Origin of the sequence: Clostridium fermenticellae (assembly GCF_003600355.1) — a bacterium.
Lineage (GTDB): Bacteria > Bacillota > Clostridia > Clostridiales > Clostridiaceae > Clostridium_AV > Clostridium_AV fermenticellae.
In genome coordinates, this window is record NZ_CP032416.1 from 2794466 (window position 1) to 2819963 (window position 25498).

Annotated in this window: 29 protein-coding genes and 1 pseudogene; 3 read left to right on the forward strand and 27 right to left on the reverse strand. The window is 28.4% G+C overall.

Features of this window, described 5'->3' with window-relative positions; all coding sequences use genetic code 11:
* Nucleotides 1-454: 454 nt before the first annotated feature.
* Together D4Z93_RS12965 and D4Z93_RS12970 are read right to left on the reverse strand one after the other, a co-directional pair.
* A pseudogene (locus D4Z93_RS12965) lies at nucleotides 455-1588 on the reverse strand (PEP/pyruvate-binding domain-containing protein); the annotation flags it as partial.
* A gap of 242 nt (nucleotides 1589-1830) precedes the next feature.
* The gene (locus tag D4Z93_RS12970; protein WP_119974111.1) at nucleotides 1831-2310 is read right to left on the reverse strand and encodes a ferritin family protein; all 480 of its coding nucleotides are present in this window, start codon (nucleotides 2308-2310) and stop codon (nucleotides 1831-1833) included.
* Nucleotides 2311-2815: 505 nt separating this feature from the next.
* Between D4Z93_RS12970 and hsp18 the strand changes: the two genes are divergently transcribed.
* Complete coding sequence (hsp18, locus tag D4Z93_RS12975) at nucleotides 2816-3265, forward strand: heat shock protein Hsp18 (protein ID WP_119974112.1); 450 nt, start codon at nucleotides 2816-2818, stop codon at nucleotides 3263-3265.
* Nucleotides 3266-3297: 32 nt separating this feature from the next.
* Here the strand turns inward: hsp18 and D4Z93_RS12980 are convergent, their stop codons facing one another.
* The 12 genes from D4Z93_RS12980 to D4Z93_RS13035 all read right to left on the reverse strand — a co-directional run bounded on the left by D4Z93_RS12980 (nucleotide 3298) and on the right by D4Z93_RS13035 (nucleotide 13050).
* Nucleotides 3298-4632 carry a replicative DNA helicase gene (locus D4Z93_RS12980; RefSeq protein WP_119974114.1) on the reverse strand — a complete coding sequence of 445 codons (1335 nt, stop codon included), beginning with the start codon at nucleotides 4630-4632 and terminating at the stop codon, nucleotides 3298-3300.
* Nucleotides 4633-4663: 31 nt separating this feature from the next.
* Entirely contained in the window at nucleotides 4664-6553 is a 1890-nt protein-coding gene (lonC, locus tag D4Z93_RS12985; protein WP_119974116.1) for a Lon family ATP-dependent protease, read from the reverse strand.
* 12 nt (nucleotides 6554-6565) lie between these two features.
* Entirely contained in the window at nucleotides 6566-7012 is a 447-nt protein-coding gene (gene rplI, locus D4Z93_RS12990; RefSeq protein WP_119974117.1) for a 50S ribosomal protein L9, read from the reverse strand.
* Complete coding sequence (locus D4Z93_RS12995) at nucleotides 7012-8997, reverse strand: DHH family phosphoesterase (RefSeq protein ID WP_119974119.1); 1986 nt, start codon at nucleotides 8995-8997, stop codon at nucleotides 7012-7014. The genes rplI and D4Z93_RS12995 overlap by 1 nt, the downstream gene beginning before the upstream one ends.
* A gap of 21 nt (nucleotides 8998-9018) precedes the next feature.
* Nucleotides 9019-10005, reverse strand: a complete 987-nt coding sequence (locus D4Z93_RS13000) for a YybS family protein (protein ID WP_119974121.1) — start codon at nucleotides 10003-10005, stop codon at nucleotides 9019-9021.
* A 12-nt stretch (nucleotides 10006-10017) separates the two neighbouring features.
* Nucleotides 10018-10335 (reverse strand): MazG-like family protein, encoded by a 318-nt coding sequence (locus tag D4Z93_RS13005; protein WP_119974123.1) that lies wholly within the window; start codon nucleotides 10333-10335, stop codon nucleotides 10018-10020.
* Nucleotides 10336-10563: 228 nt separating this feature from the next.
* Nucleotides 10564-10818, reverse strand: coding sequence for a 30S ribosomal protein S18 (rpsR, locus tag D4Z93_RS13010; protein WP_119974124.1), 255 nt, complete (start codon nucleotides 10816-10818; stop codon nucleotides 10564-10566).
* 30 nt (nucleotides 10819-10848) lie between these two features.
* Nucleotides 10849-11286: a single-stranded DNA-binding protein gene (locus tag D4Z93_RS13015; protein WP_119974126.1), complete on the reverse strand. Its 438-nt coding sequence runs from the start codon at nucleotides 11284-11286 to the stop codon at nucleotides 10849-10851.
* A gap of 12 nt (nucleotides 11287-11298) precedes the next feature.
* Nucleotides 11299-11586: a 30S ribosomal protein S6 gene (gene rpsF / locus D4Z93_RS13020; protein ID WP_119974127.1), complete on the reverse strand. Its 288-nt coding sequence runs from the start codon at nucleotides 11584-11586 to the stop codon at nucleotides 11299-11301.
* 100 nt (nucleotides 11587-11686) lie between these two features.
* Nucleotides 11687-11875, reverse strand: coding sequence for a DUF951 domain-containing protein (locus tag D4Z93_RS13025; RefSeq protein WP_119974129.1), 189 nt, complete (start codon nucleotides 11873-11875; stop codon nucleotides 11687-11689).
* Nucleotide 11876: 1 nt separating this feature from the next.
* Complete coding sequence (locus D4Z93_RS13030; protein ID WP_119974364.1) at nucleotides 11877-12761, reverse strand: mechanosensitive ion channel family protein; 885 nt, start codon at nucleotides 12759-12761, stop codon at nucleotides 11877-11879.
* Nucleotides 12762-12780: 19 nt separating this feature from the next.
* Nucleotides 12781-13050 (reverse strand): putative Se/S carrier protein, encoded by a 270-nt coding sequence (locus D4Z93_RS13035; protein ID WP_243105956.1) that lies wholly within the window; start codon nucleotides 13048-13050, stop codon nucleotides 12781-12783.
* Between the two features lie 215 nt (nucleotides 13051-13265).
* On the opposite strand from D4Z93_RS13035, the gene ytvI reads away from it, so the two are divergent.
* Nucleotides 13266-14318 carry a sporulation integral membrane protein YtvI gene (ytvI, locus tag D4Z93_RS13040; RefSeq protein ID WP_119974133.1) on the forward strand — a complete coding sequence of 351 codons (1053 nt, stop codon included), beginning with the start codon at nucleotides 13266-13268 and terminating at the stop codon, nucleotides 14316-14318.
* A gap of 64 nt (nucleotides 14319-14382) precedes the next feature.
* Nucleotides 14383-14985, forward strand: a complete 603-nt coding sequence (yyaC, locus tag D4Z93_RS13045; RefSeq protein WP_119974134.1) for a spore protease YyaC — start codon at nucleotides 14383-14385, stop codon at nucleotides 14983-14985.
* An 8-nt stretch (nucleotides 14986-14993) separates the two neighbouring features.
* Here yyaC and D4Z93_RS13050 read toward each other — a convergent pair whose 3' ends face one another.
* From D4Z93_RS13050 to rpmH, 13 genes are all read right to left on the reverse strand, one after another.
* The gene (locus tag D4Z93_RS13050; RefSeq protein ID WP_119974136.1) at nucleotides 14994-15248 is read right to left on the reverse strand and encodes a YkuS family protein; all 255 of its coding nucleotides are present in this window, start codon (nucleotides 15246-15248) and stop codon (nucleotides 14994-14996) included.
* A gap of 141 nt (nucleotides 15249-15389) precedes the next feature.
* Nucleotides 15390-15887: a DUF4446 family protein gene (locus D4Z93_RS13055; RefSeq protein WP_119974138.1), complete on the reverse strand. Its 498-nt coding sequence runs from the start codon at nucleotides 15885-15887 to the stop codon at nucleotides 15390-15392.
* Between the two features lie 68 nt (nucleotides 15888-15955).
* Nucleotides 15956-16831 (reverse strand): ParB/RepB/Spo0J family partition protein, encoded by an 876-nt coding sequence (locus D4Z93_RS13060; RefSeq protein ID WP_119974139.1) that lies wholly within the window; start codon nucleotides 16829-16831, stop codon nucleotides 15956-15958.
* Between the two features lie 19 nt (nucleotides 16832-16850).
* A complete protein-coding gene (locus tag D4Z93_RS13065; protein WP_119974141.1) occupies nucleotides 16851-17618 on the reverse strand; it encodes a ParA family protein in 768 nt (255 codons plus the stop codon).
* Nucleotides 17619-17854: 236 nt separating this feature from the next.
* A complete protein-coding gene (gene noc / locus D4Z93_RS13070) occupies nucleotides 17855-18631 on the reverse strand; it encodes a nucleoid occlusion protein (RefSeq protein ID WP_119974143.1) in 777 nt (258 codons plus the stop codon).
* 102 nt (nucleotides 18632-18733) lie between these two features.
* Complete coding sequence (gene rsmG / locus D4Z93_RS13075) at nucleotides 18734-19453, reverse strand: 16S rRNA (guanine(527)-N(7))-methyltransferase RsmG (RefSeq protein WP_119974145.1); 720 nt, start codon at nucleotides 19451-19453, stop codon at nucleotides 18734-18736.
* 76 nt (nucleotides 19454-19529) lie between these two features.
* Nucleotides 19530-21416, reverse strand: coding sequence for a tRNA uridine-5-carboxymethylaminomethyl(34) synthesis enzyme MnmG (gene mnmG / locus D4Z93_RS13080; RefSeq protein WP_119974147.1), 1887 nt, complete (start codon nucleotides 21414-21416; stop codon nucleotides 19530-19532).
* 10 nt (nucleotides 21417-21426) lie between these two features.
* Complete coding sequence (gene mnmE, locus D4Z93_RS13085) at nucleotides 21427-22806, reverse strand: tRNA uridine-5-carboxymethylaminomethyl(34) synthesis GTPase MnmE (RefSeq protein ID WP_119974149.1); 1380 nt, start codon at nucleotides 22804-22806, stop codon at nucleotides 21427-21429.
* A gap of 53 nt (nucleotides 22807-22859) precedes the next feature.
* On the reverse strand, nucleotides 22860-23483 hold the full coding sequence (jag, locus tag D4Z93_RS13090; protein ID WP_119974151.1) for an RNA-binding cell elongation regulator Jag/EloR: 624 nt from the start codon (nucleotides 23481-23483) through the stop codon (nucleotides 22860-22862).
* Between the two features lie 21 nt (nucleotides 23484-23504).
* Nucleotides 23505-24158 (reverse strand): membrane protein insertase YidC, encoded by a 654-nt coding sequence (locus D4Z93_RS13095; protein ID WP_119974153.1) that lies wholly within the window; start codon nucleotides 24156-24158, stop codon nucleotides 23505-23507.
* A gap of 20 nt (nucleotides 24159-24178) precedes the next feature.
* Nucleotides 24179-24388: a membrane protein insertion efficiency factor YidD gene (gene yidD, locus D4Z93_RS13100; protein WP_119974155.1), complete on the reverse strand. Its 210-nt coding sequence runs from the start codon at nucleotides 24386-24388 to the stop codon at nucleotides 24179-24181.
* The gene (rnpA, locus tag D4Z93_RS13105) at nucleotides 24389-24721 is read right to left on the reverse strand and encodes a ribonuclease P protein component (protein ID WP_119974157.1); all 333 of its coding nucleotides are present in this window, start codon (nucleotides 24719-24721) and stop codon (nucleotides 24389-24391) included.
* A 53-nt stretch (nucleotides 24722-24774) separates the two neighbouring features.
* Complete coding sequence (gene rpmH, locus D4Z93_RS13110) at nucleotides 24775-24909, reverse strand: 50S ribosomal protein L34 (protein ID WP_119974159.1); 135 nt, start codon at nucleotides 24907-24909, stop codon at nucleotides 24775-24777.
* Nucleotides 24910-25498 lie beyond the last annotated feature (589 nt).

The window sequence follows — 25498 nt, forward strand, 5'->3', positions numbered from 1 at the left end:
AAATTTGTTTACTTAGAAGGGAGCATTTTCAATATCATTTTATTTGTTTATACAGATTAGAAACACCGTATGTATAGGGTTTGTAATTCCAGGCTCAAGTTATACGTAAGCTGACATTTCCAAAATGTAGGCACATTAAAAAATTTTTTAGTAAGTCTTAGTGAAGTATTTTTGAAAACCTTAGTAGATTTTATATGTTTGAGCCTGCGAGTTTATAAAATCTGCTTAGATTTTTATAAATACGAACTTAGACTTACTAGAAATTTTTTACGTGACGTATTTTGGAAATGTCAACTGGAGTATAACTTAAGTTTGGAATTACAAATCCTATAGTTTCTATTTTTACATGAAATATGACATTGGGTGCAATTTACTAATAGTGAAATAATTATATTGTTAACTCTTTCAATTTAAAATCTATTCCATTTAATCTTTTATATCTAGTACCCAAACATAAGAGTGATTCTAATTTATCTTTGTCAACTCTCGTTAAGGCTTCTTCTTTTGTTATGATAGCTTCATTTATCAAGTCAGCAGCAATTTTTAAAGCCGCTTGAGAGGTTCTTTTACCATCCCTTGTTTGCAGAAAATATAGTTTTCCCTGTTCAATAGTAAATTCCAAATCCTGCATATCCCCATAATGTTCCTCTAACTTTCTAGAAATTCTAATAAACTGATTATAACATTCCGGCAGCTGCTCCTTTAACTTAGATATAGCACTTGGCGTTCTTATACCTGAAACAACATCCTCTCCTTGAGCATTTACAAGATACTCACCAAATAATGAATTTTCTCCTGTAATAGGGTTTCTGGTAAATGCAACCCCAGTGCCAGAATCCTTTCCCATATTGCCAAATACCATTAGCTGTATATTGACAGCGGTTCCCCATTTTTCTGGAATATTATTTAATCTTCTATAACTTACAGTTCTTTCGTTATTCCATGATTTAAATATAGCTGATATAGCTTTAAATAGTTGTTCTCTAGGATTCTGTGGAAAATCATTTTTTGTTTCTATCCTGTATAGATCTTTATATTTATTAACTATTCCTTTTAAATCTTCTGCAGTTAATTGATCGTCGTATTTGACTTTCTTATCATCTTTAACTTCGTTAAAAATACTTTCAAATCTTTCTTTTTCCATCCCCATAACTACTTCAGAGTATGTCTGAATAAACCTTCTATATGAATCATAGGCAAATTTTTCATCATTACTTAACCTATGTAATCCCTCTACTGTTTCATCATTTAATCCTAAATTTAGTATAGTGTCCATAATTCCTGGCATTGAAACTCTAGCACCAGATCTTACTGACACAAATAATGGGTTATCCATGCTCCCAAATTTCTTTCCTGTTTTACGTTCTAATTTAATCATCATCTCATCAACTTGTTCTATAATATCTCTAGAAAACCTCATATCATTTTCATAATAATTATTACAAGCTTCTGTTGTTATAGTAAATCCAGGTGGAACAGGTATTCCTAAATTTGTCATCTCAGCAAGATTAGCTCCCTTTCCACCAAGAAGATTGCTCATAAATGCATTCCCTTCATTAAATATGTAAGTATACTTTTTACTTTTCATTTTAATATTGCCCCCATAGACATTATTTTTAATATTCATATCTGCATTAAGAAGTTATATACTATAATTATTAATATCTTTATCAATATTAAGACTACTATATTTAATATTAATGCTATACTATTTAATATTATTATAACAGAAAATTGATAATAATCACTATTATATACTTAAAATTAATAAATAATACATAAAAAAATGCTGTATTAATACCTTTATATTAATACAGCAAAATCGATAATTTATACTATTTCTTTAAGTAGTTTAGAGAAATATGCTACGTGAGATTTTTCCTCATCTATTATAGCAGCCATCATATTCTTAGCTTCTTTATTCGAAATTCCCTCATACATTTTTGAATAAACTTGTACCGTTAATTGTTCTGTCTTAACTGCATGTTCTACAGCTGTTTTTAAATCAGCAAAAGCGTTCTCTGGTTCTTCCTTTTGATCAAAAACTTTATTTTCAATTAACTTTCTTAGGTATTCACTTACTTCGTCATCTAATAAATAATCAGATTCAGATTCCTTATTCTCAGTAATTTTATCAAAAAGCTTTGAAAATTTCTCTTTATGAACAAATTCCTGTCCTGCTGCAGTTACTAAAAACTGCTTAGTCTTACCATCAGTAAACTTGGCACCATTAGTATAAAATTTATATCCTTCCTCTTCCATTAGAATTGCAATTTTAAGCATTTCAGCAATACTAAAACTATTAGACATAGTAACCCTTCCCCCTTTAAAGTTATTTTTTATATAATTAGATGATACACTACAAGTATAAGTTTATCAACTATGTAAGCAACATCATATTTCAATTCATAATTCTATTATACTATAACACCGACTCCAATAAATTTCGCAAGCTTGTCTACAAGTACTTAATCTATGTACATAAATAAAATTAATAAAAACAATTAAATAAGGAATACTATATATGATTCCTCTACATATTAAAAAGATTTTTCAAAAATTTTTTAATAAAACCTTTTTAATATACACCAATTTTACTATTTTTATCAATATATACTTATAATATATAGTTTATCCTGATAAAATTAAATTATATTTATATTTATGTGTATATCTATAAAATTATTCATTTTACTTACATTTTGAACTTTGACTTTCTTTGACCTTTGTATTATTATATAAATGTACTAAGGATAAAGAACATTTAGTACCATATAAATAATATTTAATATAAATTTTTAGAGGAGGTTTTAATATGTTTGATATGGTTCCTTTCAGAAGAAATAATGGTCTTTCAAAAAGAGGTGATGATTTCGAAAAATTATTTGATAATTTCTTTAATGATTCATTCTTTGCGCCAATGAATATATCCGGATTTGGAAAAGGATTCAAGGTTGATTTAAAAGAAACAGAAAATAATTATCAAATAGAGGCAGATCTTCCTGGGATAAATAAAGAAGCTATAGAAATAAACTATGACGATAATTATTTAACTATAAGTGCAAAAAGGGATAATTCAGTAGAGGATAAACAAGATAATTATGTAAGACGTGAAAGAACCTATGGTGAATTTAAAAGAAGCTTTTATGTTGATAATGTTGATAAAAATAATATAAATGCAGAATTTAAAAATGGTGTATTAAAAGTTATTTTACCTAAATTAGAAAAGGGAAAAGAAACAAAAACAAAAATAGATATACATTAGAAAAATCCTGTTGGTCATATCCAACAGGATTTTTACTCTTGATGTATAATATCTAAATTTCCAAACTTACTAAATTGACCAAGCCATGCTAATTTTATGGTTCCAGTAGGACCATTTCTTTGCTTTGAAATTATACATTCAGCTATATTTCTATCTTCTGTTTCTTTATTATAATATTCATCTCTATATAAAAATAGAACTAAATCTGCATCCTGTTCTATTGAACCAGATTCTCTCAAATCAGAAAGCATAGGTCTATGGTCAGTTCTAGCTTCAGGTGCACGAGATAGCTGTGAAAGTGCAACGATTGGACATTCCATTTCTTTAGCTAAAGCCTTTATTGATCTAGATATTTCAGATACCTCTTGCTGTCTACTCTCAGAACTACCACTTCCCGCCATAAGCTGTAAATAATCTATAATTATAAGATCAATTCCGCTTTCAATTTTTAATCGCCTACATTTAGAGCGCATTTCCATTATAGATATACCAGCTGAATCATCAATAAATAACTTTGCGCTTCCAAGAGGGCCAGACACTCTTGCAATATTTTCCCAATCCTTATCCTCTAAATCTCCGGTTCTAAGCTTGAGCATATCTACATGTGCCTCTGAACATAATAATTTATATGCAAGCTGTTCTTTTGACATTTCAAGTGAAAATATTGCAACATTCTTACCTTCTCTAAGAGCTGCATATTCAGCTATGTTCAAAGCGAAAGTTGTCTTTCCCATAGACGGTCTTGCCGCTATTAAAACCATATCACCCTTTTGAAATCCTGAGGTCTTAGAATCAAGTTCTCTAAATCCAGATGGTATTCCTGTCGTTTCTCCTTTATTATTAAACAAATTCTCTATCTGAACAAATCCTCTTTCAAGAATATCGCTAATAGGTTCAAAGTCAGATCCTATATTATTTTCTGCTATATTAAATATTTGTTTTTCCGCTAAATCAATAACCTTAAGAACATCATTCTGATTACTATAGCTTTCCTCTATAATCTTAGTAGACGCTTTAATCAAATTTCTAAGAGTCGATTTTTCTTTTACTATTTTTATATAGGATTGAATATTAGCAGTTGATATAACTGATCCACCTAATTCACTTATATATGTTATACCTCCAACTGTATCTAACTTATCTCTCGATTTTAGATTTTCAGAAAGAGTTATAATATCTATAGCTATATCTTTTTGATATAGACTTATTATAGATTCAAATATGATTTTATGGGAATCTTTATAAAAATCCTCTGGTTTTAAAACTTCCATAGCTTCTGCTATGGAAGTTTTATCTATGAGCATTGCTCCTATTACACTTTGTTCAGCTTCTATATTATGAGGCATACTTCTTAGAGGTGAATCCATTATTTATTCCTCCCTAGAATATTAATTTAAGTTAAAATACCAATTCCATTAGTTCATTAATATTTCTTACAGTTTTAACCTCTATATCATCAAGTGATAATGGAATCTCCCTTAAATTATCATTTGGTACAACAACAAGTTTTATACCCTTTCTTCTAGCACCATAGATCTTCTCAAATATTCCACCTACTGGCTTTACATTACCTCTAAGAGATATTTCACCTGTTACTGCTACATCCTGTCTTATAGGCTTATCTAATAATGCACTTATAATACACATTGTTATTGCAGCACCAGCAGACGGGCCATCTATTTTCCCTCCACCTATAACATTTACATGTATATCATAATCATTTATATCTTTATCTGTTAATTTTCTTATAACAGATGCAGCATTAAACACTGAATCCTTTGCCATACTACCCGCAGTATCATTAAATCTTACACTACCTTTACCTTCTTCTTTAGCCTTAAATACAGCAGCTTCTATCTCTATAGTTGAACCAATAAAGCCACTCACACCTAATCCATATATATGTCCGACTTCATATTTATTCTCATTCTTTATATTATCAAAAGGTATAAGTCTGCTTATTGATATAACTTTTTCTATATCCTTTGCTTTTATATTTACACTATCTGTGTGATTATCCTTATTATAAAGTACATATCCATAAGCATCAGCAAGTATATTAATTGCTTTTCTTCCTTCTATAGTATACCTGCTTATAAGGCTTGCTGCCTCTTTTTCTAGGCCTATATTTAATTTACGAGCCGCATTTAATACTATTTGCTCTATATTTTTGGCTGTAAGTGGTTCAAAATATACTTCTGTACACCTTGATCTTAGAGCCGGATTTATCTCGCTTGGTTCTCTTGTAGTTGCACCAATTAAAATAAAGTCAGCAGGTGCACCATTTTCAAATAAATATTTTATATATTTAGGAGTATTCTCGTCATCGGGATCATAATAAGAAGACGAAAATTCAACCCTTTTATCCTCAAGCACTTTAAGTAATTTATTTTGAAGGATATCATCAAGTTCTCCAATTTCATCTATAAATAAAACTCCCCCATGGGCATCTGTTACTAAACCTGGTTTTGGTTCTGGAACACCAATTTCTGCAAGATCTCTTTTAGAACCTTGATATATTGGATCATGTACAGAACCTAAAAGTGGATTAGTTATCTCCCTTGGATCCCATCTTAGAGTACTTCCATCAACCTCAATAAATTTTGCACTCTCCTCAAACGGGGTAAACTTAAGTTTCTTAGCTTCTTCAAGAGCAATTCTAGCTGCAGTAGTTTTTCCAACTCCCGGAGGGCCATATAATATAATGTGTTGTGGATACGGGGATGCTAATTTAGATATAATTGATTTCACTGCCATTTCCTGGCCTATAATTTCATCAAAAGATTCTGGTCTTAAAAGTTCCTGTATATTTTTACTCAATTTTCTGGAATCCAATACTTCAAGTTGTGCATATTTCTTCAATGTCTTTGCGTTTTCAGGACCCTTCTGTTTTTTTATAATACCTAATCTTATTTCATCTATATATTTATCCTGTTTTTCAACTATGTCTTTTTCAACGCCTTTTTCTATTTTATTAGCGATAACTTTTCTTGCCATCTGTTCAGAAATTAAGTTATTTGTATCTTCTAATACTTTATATATATTTTCTTCAGTAGGTACTAATTCAATTCCCTTTCCACTGCTGACTATTTTATTTAAAGCATACAATCTTTCATATACATTTGGACTGCTGATATACTTATCTAATTTATACTTTACAATTCTAGCTCTAATAGTTCCTTTATCAAAGATTCTATTTATCATTTCATACAATATGTTTATTTGTGTATCTACCGTTATATTGTCCAAAAATTGCTGCTCAATTTCTTTTATAAGTTGTGACTTCACATATTTTCCCCCTTATTGTCCTGATATAATTACTTTTATTCTAGTTGAAACTTCTGCATATAATTTTAATTCAACATCATACTTTCCAGTCTGTTTTATAGCATTTGGAATTTCTACCTTTTTCTTATCTATCTTCACATTAAAACTCTTTTCAATCTGGTCTGCTATATCCTTATTAGTTATAGATCCAAATAACTTGCCATTTTCACCAGTTTTAACTTGAAGTTTAAGTTCTTTTCCCTTTAACGAAGCAGCCAATTTTTGAGCTGCCTCTATTTCTGCCAACTTCTGTCTTCTTTCTGATTCTTTTTTATTATTTAATATATGGACATTAGTATCTGTGGCTTGTTCTGCAAGTTTTCTCGGAAAAAGGTAATTCCTTGCATACCCGTCAGAAGTATTAACTATATCTCCTTGTTTCCCCAAAGACTTCACATTTTTCAAAAGTATAACTTTCATTACTCTTCACCTTCCCTAATGTATTTTTTTATAGCATTTTTTAATTCTTGTAATGCCTCATCTATGGTAATAGATTTAAGTTTTGCACCTGCCATAGTCATATGACCTCCTCCTCCTAAGGTTTCGAGTATAAGCTGAACATTCACATCACCTAGAGATCTTCCACTAATGTATATCTCATCTTTTATTCTAACAAAAACGAATGAAGCTTGAATACCTGTAATATTTAGTAGTTCATCCGCAGCTTGAGCAGATAATACAATATCTTCTATATTATTTGGACATACTGCTATGGCAATACCTTCATAAACCTCTGCTGATTTAATAATTTCAGCTCTCTTTAGATACATATCTAAATTATCGGTAAAAAATTTTTTTACATTAATTGTATCTGCTCCAAGTCTTCTTAAAAAAGAAGCTGCTTCAAAAGTCCTTACACCAGTTTTAAATACAAAATTTTTAGTATCAACACATATCCCGGCAAGTAATGCTTCTGCTTCTATTGGTTTAAGCACAGGATTTTCAGTCATATACTGAAGCATTTCAGTTACCAATTCAGATGTAGATGATGCATATGGCTCTATATAATTTAAAAGGGATCCTTCTATAAAATCCGTTGATTTCCTATGATGATCTATTATAACTATCCTCTTTGAATTTTTAACTACATCAATGTTGCTTACATTGCCTTTATTATGGACATCTACAAGTATCAAAAGACTATTTACATCTAAATTATCAATACAATCATTACTACTTATAAATACACCATTATAATCCTCTTCCTGTTTTATTTTATCTAAAATTATATTTATACTGCTATTAATAGAATCACCTATTATATAACACTGTTTTCCAAGTGATTTCACAGTTCTATGCAATCCAACAGCAGACCCTAAACAATCTATATCTGCATTTATATGACCCATTACAAATATTTTACTACTTTCATTTATTAAATCTACTAAAACTCGGGATATAACTCTGGCTCTAACCTTAGTTCTTTTCTCTACTTCTTTAGTTTTACCGCCATAAAATAATAATTTTTCTTTATTTTTCACAACGGCCTGATCTCCACCTCTGCCCAAAGCAAGTTCCTTAGCAGATGATGCATATTTTTCATTCTCCATTGGAGTTTCTGCCCCACGACCAACCCCTATACTTAAGGTTACTTCTAATTTATTTCCCATGTCTATTTTCCTTATAGTATCCAATATGTCAAATTTTTTTTTCATCTCTTCTTTAATATATTTATCCTGCGTACATAGAACATATTTATTCACATCATACTTTCTGAACATTGCTTTAAGTTTTTGAGAATATGCATTTATACTCCTTTCAATTTCTGCTATAATAAGTGGTCTTTTACCTTCTTCAACAGTTTTTAATACATCATCAAAATTATCTACTTCAATAAGCATGACATCATATTTATTTTTATTTATATAACTTTGAGTTTTAAATAATTCTGTAGCATCGTAAAAATATAATATGACTATTTTTTCATCCTTATTTTCGGATGAATCTATAACATTGCCATATATATCATAATATTTATCATTCAATTGTATGAATCTAAATATACTTTTTCTTTTTTCTAATATCTGCCTTACACTAAATTTTTTTATAAAATTATTAATGTTTGCCCCCAATATATCTTCATTTTTCATTATAGAAGAGAATTTTTGATTATACCATAATATTTCTCCCCTATTATCCAAAATAGTTAATGGAAATGGTAATTTTATAAGAGAATTTCTTGTCGCATTATCAAGTTTAAAGGAAAAGTTCTCTATAAACTTTTTCCATTCATGTCTTTTTGATTTTGAAATTTTATAATTATATACTACAAGTGATATATATATAATTACACTTAAAATTTTTATATAAAAACTACTATAATATAATAATAGAATGGTAAGAAAAGCTATTACAATCATATAAATTTTATTAGTTGATACAAAATTATTATATTTTTTATCCATATAACAAATCCCCCATTATAATTAATTTTTTTCTCTTTTGCAGGGATTAAGTTTTCTAAAATCAAAAAATATGTCTATAAATCCAGCAGTCACATATAAAATTGAAAGCTGTGAGAAACCAGTAAATAATATTATTATAACAGTAAATAACTTAGACATTTTAAATCGACTTCTAAGATAATATGCTGCAAGAGCAAAACCATCCAATAAAAGTGCTATTTGAAGTATGTATTGAGAAGATACCGCTATAGAATTTCCATACAGTATATTGTTATTTTTTAAAAGCAGTCCTATTACAAGTGCAATTCCAATTAAACTTCCTGCTTTAGCATCAACATGGAATTCAACAAAAGACTTTAAAGGTTTTACATTATAATTTAATCTTCTAAGCACTCTTTCAGTTACCGCATAATTCAAATATGAGAATGTAATTGAGATTATTGTTATAACAGCAGGAATAACGCTTATAATATAATCCTTATTAAACATATTTGCAATTTGATCTATCAACTGAAGCTGTTCATTGCTCACTCCCATTTTTGAATACATCTGTTTTGCCATACTAACTGAATCTTTAAATTGTGACAAAGTATAATTTATAAATCCTGTTACCCCTCCCTTGTCAATGAGAGTAACATATATTCCAAAATCAATTATTGTTACAGCAGCAAACGCAAGTGATAAAAATATTAAAATAGTACCTGTACTTTTATTTTTTTTAATTAAATATCCAAGAGTAATACCTATAATTCCAAATAATACTGAAGAAGAAACAGCTGAGATAGGATTATATACCGCAGCTATAATTATTCCGCTAACAATCACGGATATTATTGTAATTTTAAAATCATGCCTTAAAAAAAGTACTGTAATAGGAATAGGCAAAATAAATTCCCCAAATAATGAGAAAATAGGTATATAAACATTCATAAGCATTAATATTACCACAATAGATGTAATTAATCCCGCTTCTACTATTGAATTTGTACTATAATTTCTATTCTGCATTATATCCTCCACTTATTTCTTTTCTTTCAAATGATTATATAATTTACTCAAACTCCTGCCATCTTTTTCTACTTCATCTTTCTCTATTATACCCACCTTAAGCTTTTTAAGAACATTATCATCAATTACATCATGAGAATATCCAAGCCTATCTGCCAGTAAATAAAAAATTATTATTCCACCAGATATACAATCTAATATAGCCTGATGTGCAACATTGCTCCCCCTCGTAAGTAGCTTAAATAAATCACCAATTATGCATAAAAGATCAGCTTTTAATTCTTCTATAATTTTTACACTATACATTATATTGAAATCATCTTTTTTCATAATTATCCCCCTTAAGCTTTAACACCATTTTAGTTATTTTAATTCATTTATGCAATAAAGCCAATTTGCACCCCTAAATCAATTGAATTTATTATACAATCATAATTCTAACATATGATTTGAATTTTAACCAATTTATATTGAGTAAAGATATTACTATAAATTATATAAAATAAAGGTCATTGAAATAAATAATTTCAACGACCTTTATGTATCCGCATCATATAACTATTCTGTTGTAAATGGTAACAAAGCTATATTTCTTGCTCTTTTGATAGCTTCTGTAAGTTGTCTTTGATGTTTAGCACAGTTTCCAGAAATTCTTCTCGGAAGAATTTTTCCTCTTTCTGTGATATATTTTCTTAATTTATTTACATCTTTGTAATCAATTCCTTCGGCTTTATCTAAACAAAAAGCGCAGACTTTTCTTTTAGCTCTTCTCATTTTTCCGTTGCCTCTTCTGGCACCTTCTCTATTTGCCATTTCAAATACCTCCTTACCAAAAATTATTAATTAGAAAGGTATATCTCCATCATCTACAGGAGTAATATCCTCTCCATAAATTGAATCATTAAAACCTTGAGTATTTTGAGATTGTTCAGGTGAATTTGTATTGTTAGATGATACTGCCTTATTTCCCCATTCAAGAAATTGAACTTCATCAGCAACAACCTCAGTAACATACCTTCGACTGCCATCTTTAGCTTCATAACTTCTCGTTTGAATTCTTCCGGAAATTCCTATGAGTTTACCTTTACTCATGTAATTTGCAGTTGATTCTGCTTGCTTACCCCATACAACTATCGGTATGAAATCAGCTTCCCTTTGACCATCTCTAGAAAATCTTCTATCAATAGCTATAGTGAAAGTAGTAACAGCTGCTCCAGTCCCTGGAGTAAACTTCAACTCAGGATCTTTAGTTAATCTTCCAATCAAAACAACTCTATTCAACTAAAACACCACCTACTGTTCATCTTTTACTATGATGTGTCTTATAACACCATCTGTAATTCTAAATACTCTATCTAATTCTTTTGGTAAATCAGTATCTGCACTGAAATTTATCAAAGTATAAAAACCTTCGTTAACCTTATTTATTTCATAAGCAAGTTTTCTCTTGCCCCATAGATCAACATTTTCTATTTCTCCACCACCATTTTGAATAACATCTTTAAACTTTTCAACATTGGCTTTAACGTTCTCTTCGTCTAATGATGGATCTAATATAAATATAGTTTCATATTTTCTCATCAGATATTCACCTCCTCCCCTTGGACTAACGGCTGTATATTACAGCAGGGACTTACAATTTAATATTTTACCACTTTATTATATACATATCAATATATTTTTAGCCTTGACTTACAACTTTTTTTGCATCTCTTTCAAATTTGCTCCTAGGAATCATAACTATCCTCTGGCAAGTACAACATTTAATTTTAATATCAGCACCCATTCTTATTATCTTCCATTCCTTTCCTCCACAAGGATGTTGTTTTTTCATTTCAACAACATCTCCAAGATCAAAATTTTTTATCACATCAGTCACCCTCTTTTATTATTTTAATTGTTGAACAAGGCCTTTTTATATTAGCTTTATTTAATTCATTAAAAATTTCTTTTCTAAGTTTCATCTCAGTATCCCACTGAGTCATCGGTTTAACCTTACCGGCTACCTTTATTGTTATATTTCCATCTTTAATATCACTGATTCCCAAAACACTGGGTCCGTCGATTACACACTCATTCTCTATTTTAAATCTATTGCATAAATCTGATATTAAATCTATAATTCTGTCTAAATCTTCCTCACAAGGAACATCTAAACTAACCTGTATCCTGCTGCTTCCTCGTGAATGATTTGTGATTTTAGTTATAAGCCCATTTGGCAATATGTAAGTATCACCATTAAAATCTCTTATTTTTGTAACCCTTAATTCTATACTATCAACTATACCACTCTTGTCATCTATAGTAATATAGTCACCCACATTAAATTGATTTTCAAACAATATAAAGAAGCCATTTATAATGTCTTTTATTAAACTCTGTGCACCTAAGCCTACAGCCACACCACCTATACCTGCAAAAGTTATTCCAATACCGCCAAATAATGTTTCTATAATACCCATAAGTCCAATGAAATAAACAGAGTATTTTAACACACTCTTTAAAATTGCACCAATTGTTTTCGCCTTTTTTTCATCTAGTGAAAATTTAAAATCTTTTTGTCTAGATACATATCTTTTGATAATTGCATTTCCTATCTTTATAGCAAGATACATAAATACAAATATAATTATAATTTTTACCACTTTACTTCCCAAGTTATATAAACCCTCTTTATTAATATTAAATTTACCAAACTCCAGATCCCCTTTAGTAATCTTAATACTCAAAGTCGGAATAGAAATACCACTTACCATATATATGTTTCCTCCAGTATTAATCATCTACAGCTTCATATTTATTATCTTTTTTTACGTATATTCTTTTTACCATAACTTTTTCGCTCTTGACAAGTTTTTTAACTTTGGTTATATATTTTTCTTCTACTCTTATGCTAAGCCCACAACTCTTAGTAATAACTGTCGGTGTTGGCATAACTTCTAATTCTATGTTATTTTCCTTTAAAGTACTTTCTCCACTTATGGCTCCGATTGTATTTTTAAAAGTTAAAATATAATAATTATCATTCATACAACTATAGTTCAAAATTGAACTATTCCCCCCTTTTTTATAAATATCACTGAAAAATATTTAAAATAATAAATTTTATGTTTATATACTATTATATCAGAAATAATATAAATAAAAGTATTTACAAACTATCTAATAGTAAAAAAATATAAAATGGACAAATCCTAATTTATAAATTATAGTAAATATAATAATCAACCCCAGAAATAATACAAAGGAAGTGAGGATCAATGGAAGATTTTTTTAATATGATAGATAAAACTTTAATATTTTTTTTAATATATTTATTGGTGTTCTTTATATTTTTTAGCACATTAAATTATACATTACCATTTGTATTGGCATTAATATTTGCTCTTATACTAAAGAGACCAACAATTTTCTTGATAAGAAAATTTAAATTAAAAAACTCAATAGCTTCACTTATAAGCACTTTTTTATTTTTCGCCATAATAATATTTATCTTTTATTTTGGAATAACTAATATAGCTCAAGAATCAATACAACTTGGGAAAAATGTTCAATCTTATATATCAAATAATTCCTCGAATTTATATTCTTATTTAGATAAACTTCAGACTTATTATAATAACTTGGATCCATCGATTGTAAGTGCTGTAGAAAATAATTTTTCAAGTTATATTACTAAAATTTCAAATTTAACTGTTAGTATAACTGGAAAAATAGTATCTATGTTAATAAACTTTATAGCATCAATACCATATGTTATAATGGTTGTCCTTTTTACATTGCTTGCAACTTATTTTTTCACAAAAGACATAGTTGTATCAAAGAATAAATTTTTAAATAGACTACCAGAGAATAGAGTAAACAAACTATCTAACATTTATTCAGAAACTAAACATATGCTAGTTAACTATTTTCTTTCTTATATGTTTATAATAGGATTGACTTTTATAGAAACACTAATTGTTTTCTTCATATTCAAAATAAAGTATGCATTAATGTTAAGTATTATATGTGCAATAGCTGACATTTTACCTATACTTGGAATAGGGACAATATACATACCTCTGGCTATAATATACTTTTTAATGAAAAATTATATAGTTGCAATTGGATTACTAATATCATACGCATTAGTATCTATAATTCGACAAATTGTAGAACCAAAAATCGTTTCCTCATCTTTAGGTTTACATCCAGTGGCAGTTCTAGCAGCATTATTTATAGGCTTAAAAGCTTATGGATTGCTTGGAATGATATTTTGTATATTCTTAGTAGTATTCTATAATATTCTAAGGAAAGTAAATATACTATAAAGGTATATTTTATGTATAAAAAACCTCCTGTTGGATAAAATTCATAGTATCAGGAGGTTTTAGTATAATGAATAAATTAATTGTAGATCCCTTATCAAAAAACTCGGTTATAATTTTAAGAGATGCCCTAAGTGAGGAAATTTACCCAATTATAAAATCAGGTAGAACATTAATAATACTTTGTATAGGGACAGACAGATCTACTGGTGATAGTTTAGGCCCACTTGTAGGACATAAATTAAAATTTTTAATAAGAAATAAGGTATATTTATATGGTAATTTAGACAACCCAATTCATGCAAAAAATTTAGAGAAAACACTTAAAGAAATTAAAGATAAATTTAGAAATCCATATATAATTGCAGTTGATGCTTGTTTAGGAAGTATACAAAATGTCGGCAAAATAATAATTGAAAATAAACCATTAACTCCTGGATCAGCCGTAAATAAAGCACTTCCAAAAGTAGGGGATTTAAGTATAACTGGAATTGTAAATATTTCTGGTGCAATGGAATTTATGGTATTACAAAACACAAGACTTTCTATAGTAATGCAAATTGCAGAAGTAATATCAAGAGGAATATATCACTGTATATTAAAAACTATAGGTGGAAAAAATACAAGTATTGAATTAGAAAACAAATCATTGACACATATTAATGCATAATCTAAGAATCAATATAAGTTATTATAAGCTCTATTATTTAGTATATACTCAATATCATCTATAGATTTATTACCACAATCTATAATTAATGCTCCTTCTTTTTTTATGTTATTGTCAAAACTTAATTTTGACAATGCACCACTTTTTAAATTGCATATTATTGCATCAACTGTAGAACTCTCATTATCCTTTACTACAGTATATCCCTTTTTCAGAAGTTTTTGTTTTACATATTCCAAATCATCAGAAACATATACCTTCATAATCACACCTCTTTGCATGATAGTGTTTCCCTATTAATACATTTTATTCATATCGAGTAGGAGGTGAATGATTATTTCATTCATCAATCTCTCACACATAAAATAAGCTGTCAAAACTATTTTAATTTTGACAGCTTAAAATTAATTATTTATACAATTATTTAATACATGTTTTTCTTCATCAGATAATTCATATCTGGACATACCTTTATCTATTGGTTTTGCGTAAGTTGTACTTTGATTTCTACCATATATCCCTGTTATAATAATCCCATCATTATTTTCATCAAGTAATGCTATAGAAAAGCTCAAATCACTTCCAACATCTTCAAATGCTCTATATCTTATAATAGAATATTTTTGTATACATTTTTTGAATTTTTTATTCAAGTTTTCATATAAATCTTTCATATATTTATAATTTTCTTGTGTCTTATCTATTTTATTAAGATAAGAATTTATTAATTCTTCTAAATCTGTACTGTTTACACCTCTCATAAGCCTTTTATACTTCTTTTCCAACCTATTCAAAGATCTATTAGTAGTTATAAGCAAAATAAATAATATTAAAATCAACACCAAAAATCCAAGTAATATGTATACCTGAAAGTTATTTATCAATTGTACAATATTTTGCATGTTTTTCTCCCTCCGTCAGATACGTTTCACGTGAAACATATTTAAATCTATTTTATTTTAGTATATTATTAATCCAATTTTAGTATATCAAGTATTCTTTGAAGATCTTGCTCTGAATAATATTCTATTTGTATTTTTCCCTTATTTTTTTTATTTAATAAAGAAACTTTAGTACTAAATAAATTTTCAAGTTTATTCTTTATATCTAAATAATATGGATTTAAATCATATTCCTTGGGTAAGCGCTTAGTGTCAGCATCTTCACCTTTATTTAGATTTTTTATAAGTTCCTCGACTTTCCTCACACTAAGCCCTTTATCAATTATCATCTTAGCCAATTTATATTGAAAATCATTATTTTGTATCGCCAATAAAGCTCTTCCATGTCCTTCAGATATTAAACCATCATTTAAGTAATTTTGAACACGCTTATCTAAATTAAGAAGCCTCAAACAATTTGTAATAGCACTACGTGATTTTCCTATTCTATTACTTAATTGTTCTTGAGTTAGCTCAAAATCATTAATTAATCTCTTGTATGCCAATGCTTCCTCTATAGGATTTAAATCTTGCCTTTGTATATTTTCAATTAAAGAAACTTCCAAAACATCTTTTTCAGTCAAATTCATTATAATTGCAGGTATTTTTTTTAAATTTATTAACTTTGCAGCTCTCCATCTTCTTTCTCCAGCTATAATGCTATACATTTGTCCTTCTTTTTTTAATATTATGGGCTGTATAATACCATGCTCTTTTATAGACTCCGAAAGTTGAACAATTTTTTCTTTATCAAAATTTCTTCTCGGTTGACATCTGTTAGCTTGTACTATATTTATATCTATCATTTTTATACTATCATTTTTATCATTATTAGTCTGCTGCTCAATCTTCTCTTCAGGTATAAGTGCCCCTAATCCTTTACCTAGTCCAAATTTTCTACTCAATTAATTTCTCACTTCCTTTTTACATATCCTGACGTCTTAAAAACTCTTTTGTTAAATTGTCATATGCTTTAGCGCCTCTACATTTATCATCATATAAAACTATAGGTAATCCAAAACTAGGTGCCTCTGCTAATCTTACATTTCTAGGAATTAAAGTCTCATATACCTTATTTTTAAAATACTTTTTAACTTCTGCAAGAACATCATTTGATAGCTTTGTCCTTCCATCATACATACTAATTACTACACCTTCAACTTCTATATTACGATTTAAAGACTTTCTTATAAGTTGTATTGTGTTAACCAATTGTCCAACTCCTTCTAATGCATAAAATTCACATTGTATAGGTATAAGAACACTATTGGAACATGTGAGTGCATTTACAGTTAACAATCCTAATGAAGGTGGACAATCTATGAACACGAAATCGAATTTTTGGCTCAAATTATCTATTTTTTTCTTTAATATAGATTCTCTATCATTTCTATTTATAAGTTCAACTTCTGCACCGGCAAGTTCCATATTAGAAGGTGCTAAGTAAAAATTTTCTATCAATTCACATTTTTTTATAACATCATCTAGTTCTACATCAGATGCTAATACGTCATAGATAGATTCATCTATAACAGCCTTATCAAAACCAAGTCCACTAGTAGTATTTCCTTGTGGATCAATATCTATATCAAGTACTTTATAACCTTGAATAGCTAAATATGAACTTAAGTTAATACTAGTTGTAGTTTTCCCAACTCCACCTTTTTGGTTAAATATAGATATTACTTTCATAAACACTTACACCTTTCATACAAAAAGTAACAGATACAAATACAATATCTGTGAAAATTTAAAATAACTGCTCTATTATAGAGATCTATAACTAAACTTACTATATATTTAATTATATATTTTTATATAATATATTAAAAGCATTTTTAATAAAATGTAATGTAAAATTACTATTAATTTAAAAAGATAGAGTTACTTTAACTCTATCTTAATATGTTTCACGTGAAACAAATATTTTATTTTTTATGTATTGTAATAGTTATTTCTATTTTATCATTTAAATCTTTAGAATTATACTCTGCATTAAGTCCATATTTATCAAATACTTGTTTTACAGTATTTATATATACTCTAGGAGAAAATATACCTTTTATCTTTTTGATGGATTTTTTCCCTTCATCTTTATTGAGCTTTTCAAGTTCCTTATTAATTAATTCCTCTGTTTTCTTTACATTTAAAGATTTTTTTATGACTATATTAAGAACTTTTTTTTGAAGTTCAACAGTAGGAATTTTTAATAAAGCTCTTGCATGCCTTTCTGTCAAATTGTTCATTAAAAGCATATATCTTATATCTTGAGTTAATCTCAATATTCTTATTTTATTCGCAATGGTTGATTGCTTTTTGCCTATTATCTGTGCAAGTTGTTCCTGTGTATATGAATGTTCTTTTATAAGATTATAATAAGCTTCTGCTTCCTCTATAAAATTTAAATTTTCCCTTTGCAAATTTTCTAGAAGTGCAATAGCAGCCGAATCTTTATCACTTATATCTACTATTATAGATGGAACTTCCTTAAGTCCCGCTTTTTTAGCTGCTCTTAGCCTTCTTTCACCAGACACTAATTCATATTTATCTTCTCCTAATTTTCTGACAGATAGGGGCTGAATTATTCCATAAATTTTTATAGATTGAGCTAGCTCATCCAAACTCTCTTCATCAAAATATTTTCTTGGCTGATATACATTAGGCAAAATTAGATCCACAGGTATATAATTAATATTTTTTTGCATCCTTAAATCATCCTTTTTGTAATTTCCTATTGTTAAAATTTCTTCACTGTATTATAAATTCCTTCTAGACTAATTGGATTTTCGTATTACAAATTGCAACATTTATTTCAAAGGCTTCTTAGAAACTATTCCAGCTTTTCTTGGATATAACCTATTAGTATGACTTGATTTTCTTATTATTACAAGGTTATGATTAAGATTAATACCTTTTATATTAATATTTATTATGTCTTCTAATTTACCTCCAAGAATAGAAATAGCACTTCTAGCTTCTTTAACTTCATCCAATACAGATGGTCCTTTCATTGCAATAAAATATCCACCAACCTTAACATAAGGTATACATAGCTCACTTAAAACCGTGAGATTAGCTACAGCACGTGAAACAGCAATATCAAAGCTTTCTCTATATTCATCTTTTTTAGCATAATCTTCTGCCCTGCCATGAATAGCAATTATATTTTTGAATCCAAGATTATTTACAACTTCATTTAAAAAATTTACTCTTTTATTTAAAGAATCTAATAATGTAATATTAAAATCATCTTTAATAATTTTCATAGGTATGCCAGGGAATCCACCACCAGTACCTATATCAATAATATTTTTAGCTTCTCTTAAAGGTACAAAATTAAATATTCCAATACAATCAATAAAATGTTTCTTTATTATTTCATATTCATCCGTAATTGCTGTTATATTTATTTTCTTATTCCATTCACATATCAAATCTTTATATCTAATAAACTTATTATATTTTTCATCATTAAATTCAAAATTTACTTCATCACAATACTCCTTCATTAAATCAAAATAATCCATACCTTCTTCTCCATTCTACTACTATTTTATAGAAATATACAACTTTTAAATTAAATTGTAATAAATACTATTCCATCTATTTAATGTTTCTACTTCTATACTCCTTCTCAAGATATATCAAAAGTACAGATATATCTGCAGGTGAAACACCAGAGATTCTTGAAGCCTGACCTATATTAGTTGGTTTAATTTTATTTAATTTTTGCACTGCTTCAATTCTTAACCCCCTTACAGAATCATAATTAATATCTGCAGGTATAATCTTATCTTCAAATTTTTTAAACTGCTTTATCTGCTCCAATTGTTTATTTATGTACCCCTCATACTTTGAAATTATATTTACCTCTTCTTTAATATTATCATTTAAAATTGGTCTATCCTTATCTAAAGGCTCTAATTTAAAATAATTAAGTTCAGGCCTTTTTATTAGTTCATACAGACTGGTAGTCTTTTTTAATTCAGATGATTCAAGAGATTTAAGAAAATTTTCTACCTCTTTTTTAGGATTAATATTAACACATTTTATCCTTTCTATTTCCTTGTAAATGGCTTCTTTTCTATGTAAAAACCTTTGATATCTTTCATCTGTAACAAGACCAACTCTATTTCCAATCTCCGTTAATCTTAAATCAGCATTATCCTGTCTCAAAATTAATCTATATTCAGATCGAGAGGTCATCATTCTATATGGCTCTTCAGTACCTTTAGTAACTAAATCATCTATGAGTACTCCTATATATGCATCAGATCTTTTTAAAATTAAAGGTTCTTTATTTTTAACTTTAAGGGCTGCATTTATGCCGGCAATGATACCTTGTGCTGCCGCTTCTTCATATCCAGAACTCCCGTTTACTTGACCCGCTCCAAATAATCCACCTATATTTTTAAATTCTAATGATAATTTTAATTGTTGTGGATTTATACAATCATATTCTATAGCATATGCTGTTCTCATTATCTCTACATTTTCAAGTCCTATTATAGTTTTATACATAGCAAGCTGTATTTCTTCTGGAAGTGAACTTGATGCTCCACCAACATATAATTCATCTGTATTTTCTCCTTCTGGTTCTATGAATAGCTGATGTTTTTCTTTGTCTGGAAATCTCATGACTTTATCTTCAAGCGAAGGACAATATCTTGGACCAACAGATTTTATACTTCCATTATATAATGGTGATCTTTCTATATTATCCCTTATAACTTTTAAAGTTTCATCAGTTGTATAAGTTAAGTAACAATTAACCTGTTCTCTATCTATATCATCGCTCATAAAAGAGAATGGAATTACTTCCTTGTCTCCTTTTTGAATTATCATTTTAGAAAAATTTACACTTCTTCTATTTATTCTGGCAGGAGTACCTGTTTTAAATCTTCTAAGTTCTACACCTATATCTAACAAACTCTGAGAAAGATCATTGGCTGGAAATAATCCACTAGGGCCACCACTATAACTAACTTCTCCTATTATTATCTTACCTTTTAAATATGTACCTGTTGCCAGAATTACAGTCTTAGTTTTAAAATACGCTCCATTTTTAGTTAGAATACCACAAACCTTATCATCCTTAATATCTATTTTAACAACCTCAATTTGTTTTAACCAAAGATTAGATTGTCTTTCTATAACATGTTTCATTCTCTCAGAATATCTCTTTTTATCAGCTTGAGCTCTAAGTGAATGAACTGCAGGTCCTTTAGATGTATTTAACATTCTAGATTGTATATATGTATTGTCTATATTAACACCCATTTCACCACCTAGCGCATCTAACTCTCTAACTAAATGTCCCTTAGCAGTACCTCCTACACTTGGATTACATGGCATTAATGCTATACTATCCAAATTCATCGTACATATTAAAGTTTTACATCCAATTCTAGCTGATGCAAGAGCTGCTTCACAACCGGCATGTCCGGCACCAATTACAACTACATCAAATTCACCGCCAAAATAATCCATAAATATCTACCTACTTTCCTAAACAAAATTGAGAAAATATTTTATTTATTATATCTTCCTGTAATGTTTCTCCTAATATTTCTCCTAAACTACTCCAAGCATCTCTTATATCTATAGAAGCTAAATCAATAGCAGATGTATCATTTAATGCCTGAATTGCTTGCATGCAACTTTCCTTTCCTCTAATTAAAGCTTCCTTATGTCTTGTATTTGTTAAAATAAAACCTTTTGAATTTATTTCGCCATTAAAAAATAAATTTTTTATAATATCTTTTAATAATTCCACACCTTTACCTGTTTTAATAGATGTTTTCATTACATAATCTTGATTAAGCTTATTTAGTTCCGTTATATCCATTTTAACTTCTAAGTCACTTTTATTTAGTAAAACTATATATTTTTTATCCTTTATAAATTCAATGATTTTTCTGTCCTCATTATCTAGTTCTCTACTTAAATCTAATAACAGTATTACTAAATCTGCCTGATTTATCTTTTCTTTTGATTTGTTTACTCCTATTTTTTCTACAAGATCATTCGTCTCTCTTATTCCAGCAGTATCTATTATCTTAACTGGAATACCACTTATATTTATATATTCCTCGATAATATCTCTGGTCGTTCCAGGCACTTCTGTCACTATAGCTCTTTTTTCGTGTAATAAATAATTAAGTAATGAAGACTTACCAACGTTTGGTTTTCCAACTATAACAACATTTAAGCCCTCTCTGATTATTTTTCCTTCTTCAGCCGTGCTTAAAATTTCACTCATTTTTTCAATTATAGATTTTAATTTTAATGAGACATCAGAAGCAGTAATTTCTTCTAAATCATCTTCAGGATAATCTACAGTTGCTTCTATATGTGCAATTGTTTCAAGTAATTCTTCCCTTATCTCATTTATTTTTTCTGAAAGAGCACCTCTCGACTGCTTAACCGCAGATTTCATGGATAATTCTGTTTTAGCAGATATTATATCCATTACGGATTCTGCCTGACTTAAATCAATTCTTCCATTCAAAAATGCTCTCTTTGTGAACTCTCCAGGTTCTGCAATTCTTGCACCTTGTCTTATAACCTCCTCAAGTATTCTTTTAGTTGAAATAATACCTCCATGACAATTTATTTCAACTGTGTCCTCAGCAGTAAAACTTTTAGGGGCTTTCATATAGCTTACAAGAACCTCATCCAATATATCGCCAGTTTCTCTTTCGACTATAAATCCATGTCTCATTGTATATGGTTTGATATCATTCAAATCTTTATTATTTCTAGTTCTAAAAATACTACCTACAATTTTTAAAGCATTATCTCCTGATACTCTTACTATAGAAATTCCACTTTCACTTAAACCAGTACTTATAGCTGCTATAGTATCAAATTCCTTCATAATTAATAAAAACTCCTTTCCACTATATATAAAGCAAAAAGAAAGCCATGATATTAGGCTTTCTTTAAATCCACAACAACTCTTCTAAAAGGCTCTTCACCTTCACTATAAGTATTTACATAATTGTCATTCTGAAGTGCAGAATGGATTATCCTTCTTTCATACGGATTCATAGGTTCAAGCTTTACAGCTCTTCTTGTTTTTCTTACTTTATCCGATATTTTTCTAGCCAGTCTCCTTAGTGTTTCTTCTCTTTTAGCCCTATAATTTTCCGTATCTAAAATAACTCTTTTATATTCATTATCATGTTTCTTATTCACTACAAGACTTATAAGATACTGAATTGAATCTAAAGTTTCACCCCTATATCCTATAAGTATTCCCATATTGGGACCTGTTAATATTATACTTAGAACATTATTTTCTTCTTTTATTCTTATTTCTGCCTTAATACCCATGCAATTTAACATATCTCTTAAAAAAGTCTTAGCTTCATATATATAGTCTCTTTTAACCTTAACTTTTATTTTTGCTGGCCTAGTTCCTATGTTAAAAAAACCCTTCTTACCATGATCTAAAACTTCAACTTCAACTTTATCTTCTGTTGTTTTTAATTCATTTAACGCATTTTTTAACGCATCATCTACAGTTCTGCCTGTCATTTCAATAACTTTCACTTTTAAGTCACCCCCTAGGCTTTACTGGTGATTTTTATTACCGCTAAATCTTTTTATAACTAAAGTTTGAGCTATTTGTATAAGATTATTCACAACCCAATATAGAACCAAAGCTGATTTTAACGACCAACTAATAAATACCATAAATCCTGACATAGCTATGTTCATAGTAGTAGTATTCTTAGCCTGAGCACTATCTCCAGCCGGCATCATTAGAATTCCTGAATAATATGTAGTAATACCTGAAAGAAGCGCAAGAATTATATCTCTTTTCGCTAAGTCTTGTATCCAAAGAAAATGAACTCCATTTATACCCTGCAAATTGTTAAAAACATAATAAAGAGCTATAAATATAGGCCATTGAATCAACATCGGTAAACATCCACCAAGTGGGTTAACACCATTCTCTTTATATAACTTCATCATCTTTTCTTGGGCTTTTTGAGGATCATTTTTATATTTATTCTGAATTTTTTGTAACTCTGGTTGTACCTCATTCATAATTATCGACGATTTCATTTGTTTTAAATTTAAAGGAAGTATTATAAGCCTTATTATAACTGTCACTAAAATAATTGTTATACCATACGAAATATTTTGATTGGGAATTAATGACATTACCCCTTGGTGTATAAAATTAAAAAATTGAACAAATGCATTGCTTAGATATCGCAAAATATAAACCTCCTGATAATTTATTTAACCGGATCATATCCTCCTTTATTAAAAGGATTGCATCTCAGTATTCTTTTTATAGACATAAAGCCACCTTTCAATGCACCATATTTCTCTATAGCTTGTATGGCATATTGAGAACAAGTCGGATAAAATCTACAACATTGCCTTTTTAAAGGTGATATATATTTTCTGTAGAATTTTATTAAAAAAACTAAAAATTCTTTCATCTAATTATACAGACCTGCCTTTTTTAAAAGATTTTTAAGGGCATCATCAATATCTCTATAGCTTTTTCCTCTTGCAGCAATTCGTGCTATAAAAACTAAATCATTATTTTGTGATAAACAATCTTTATTAAGCCTGTAACTTTCCTTAATTAATCTTTTAGTCCTATTTCTAACTACACTTTTACCTACTTTTTTACTTACAGATATTCCAAGTCTATTAATATTCTTTTTATTTCTATAAACGTATAGAACTAGTAAATGATTGGAAAACGATTTTCCTCTTCTATATACAACCCTAAATTCTGAATTCTTTCTTAATTTACTATTGTTCATTTACTTTGCTCCTTTTTTTCTGCAGTTGCAGAAAAAGGCCACGAAAGCGGCCCTTATGCTGTTAATTTTTTTCTACCTTTTTGTCGTCTTCTTTTTATAACATTTCTACCAGATAAAGTTCTCATTCTTTTTCTAAATCCATGTTCAACTTTTCTTTGTTTTTTCTTAGGTTGATAAGTCATCCACATCTTAAACTACACCCCTTTCTTCTACAAGTAGTTATAAATATATCATCCTACTAAGAATTTTAGTAGGATTGAATTCAATTAATTGTAAATTTATTTTTATCCCTGCAATTTCACTATTAAATTATATATTTACCTAGATATATTGTCAATATTATTATGTCATTCATAAATTGTATTTTATGGATAATTCTTATTTTGCAATATATTCAATATGAAAGCATAGCTGTTAATATTTTATGTTGATTTTTGTGGATAACTTCTTGAATAGCTTTCTATGTTCTGATATTATTAATAGAGAACTGTGAATAACTTTCATTTTTTTATTTTTATCCACAGTTGTGGATAAAAATGTGTATAACTTGTTCTATTTATGTTATATTTATATTCTATTTTTCACTAAACCCCTAATTTTATTCAATTTAGAGGTTGTTAAAATTTATTTTTTGTTTTCTGTTGATAACAGCTAAATAATAAATAATATCAACAATTAAATTAACAAGTGAATAAATTTATAAACATTTGTCAAGAAAATATAATAATGTTTATAAATATGTTTATAATTTCTTTATTAAAGACTGGAGGATAAAAA

What these genes read in the sequence shown, in the direction of transcription:
- D4Z93_RS12970 (WP_119974111.1), bottom strand. Translation starts at nt 2,310, where the DNA reads ATGTCTAATAGTTTTAGTATTGCTGAAATGCTTAAAATTGCAATTCTA.
- hsp18 (WP_119974112.1), top strand. Translation starts at nt 2,816, where the DNA reads ATGTTTGATATGGTTCCTTTCAGAAGAAATAATGGTCTTTCAAAAAGA.
- D4Z93_RS12980 (WP_119974114.1), bottom strand. Translation starts at nt 4,632, where the DNA reads ATGGATTCACCTCTAAGAAGTATGCCTCATAATATAGAAGCTGAACAA.
- rplI (WP_119974117.1), bottom strand. Translation starts at nt 7,012, where the DNA reads ATGAAAGTTATACTTTTGAAAAATGTGAAGTCTTTGGGGAAACAAGGA.
- D4Z93_RS12995 (WP_119974119.1), bottom strand. Translation starts at nt 8,997, where the DNA reads ATGGATAAAAAATATAATAATTTTGTATCAACTAATAAAATTTATATG.
- D4Z93_RS13000 (WP_119974121.1), bottom strand. Translation starts at nt 10,005, where the DNA reads ATGCAGAATAGAAATTATAGTACAAATTCAATAGTAGAAGCGGGATTA.
- D4Z93_RS13005 (WP_119974123.1), bottom strand. Translation starts at nt 10,335, where the DNA reads ATGAAAAAAGATGATTTCAATATAATGTATAGTGTAAAAATTATAGAA.
- rpsR (WP_119974124.1), bottom strand. Translation starts at nt 10,818, where the DNA reads ATGGCAAATAGAGAAGGTGCCAGAAGAGGCAACGGAAAAATGAGAAGA.
- rpsF (WP_119974127.1), bottom strand. Translation starts at nt 11,586, where the DNA reads ATGAGAAAATATGAAACTATATTTATATTAGATCCATCATTAGACGAA.
- D4Z93_RS13030 (WP_119974364.1), bottom strand. Translation starts at nt 12,761, where the DNA reads ATGGTAAGTGGTATTTCTATTCCGACTTTGAGTATTAAGATTACTAAA.
- ytvI (WP_119974133.1), top strand. Translation starts at nt 13,266, where the DNA reads ATGGAAGATTTTTTTAATATGATAGATAAAACTTTAATATTTTTTTTA.
- D4Z93_RS13050 (WP_119974136.1), bottom strand. Translation starts at nt 15,248, where the DNA reads ATGAAGGTATATGTTTCTGATGATTTGGAATATGTAAAACAAAAACTT.
- D4Z93_RS13055 (WP_119974138.1), bottom strand. Translation starts at nt 15,887, where the DNA reads ATGCAAAATATTGTACAATTGATAAATAACTTTCAGGTATACATATTA.
- D4Z93_RS13065 (WP_119974141.1), bottom strand. Translation starts at nt 17,618, where the DNA reads ATGAAAGTAATATCTATATTTAACCAAAAAGGTGGAGTTGGGAAAACT.
- noc (WP_119974143.1), bottom strand. Translation starts at nt 18,631, where the DNA reads ATGCAAAAAAATATTAATTATATACCTGTGGATCTAATTTTGCCTAAT.
- rsmG (WP_119974145.1), bottom strand. Translation starts at nt 19,453, where the DNA reads ATGGATTATTTTGATTTAATGAAGGAGTATTGTGATGAAGTAAATTTT.
- mnmG (WP_119974147.1), bottom strand. Translation starts at nt 21,416, where the DNA reads ATGGATTATTTTGGCGGTGAATTTGATGTAGTTGTAATTGGTGCCGGA.
- mnmE (WP_119974149.1), bottom strand. Translation starts at nt 22,806, where the DNA reads ATGAAGGAATTTGATACTATAGCAGCTATAAGTACTGGTTTAAGTGAA.
- yidD (WP_119974155.1), bottom strand. Translation starts at nt 24,388, where the DNA reads ATGAAAGAATTTTTAGTTTTTTTAATAAAATTCTACAGAAAATATATA.
- rnpA (WP_119974157.1), bottom strand. Translation starts at nt 24,721, where the DNA reads ATGAACAATAGTAAATTAAGAAAGAATTCAGAATTTAGGGTTGTATAT.
- rpmH (WP_119974159.1), bottom strand. Translation starts at nt 24,909, where the DNA reads ATGTGGATGACTTATCAACCTAAGAAAAAACAAAGAAAAGTTGAACAT.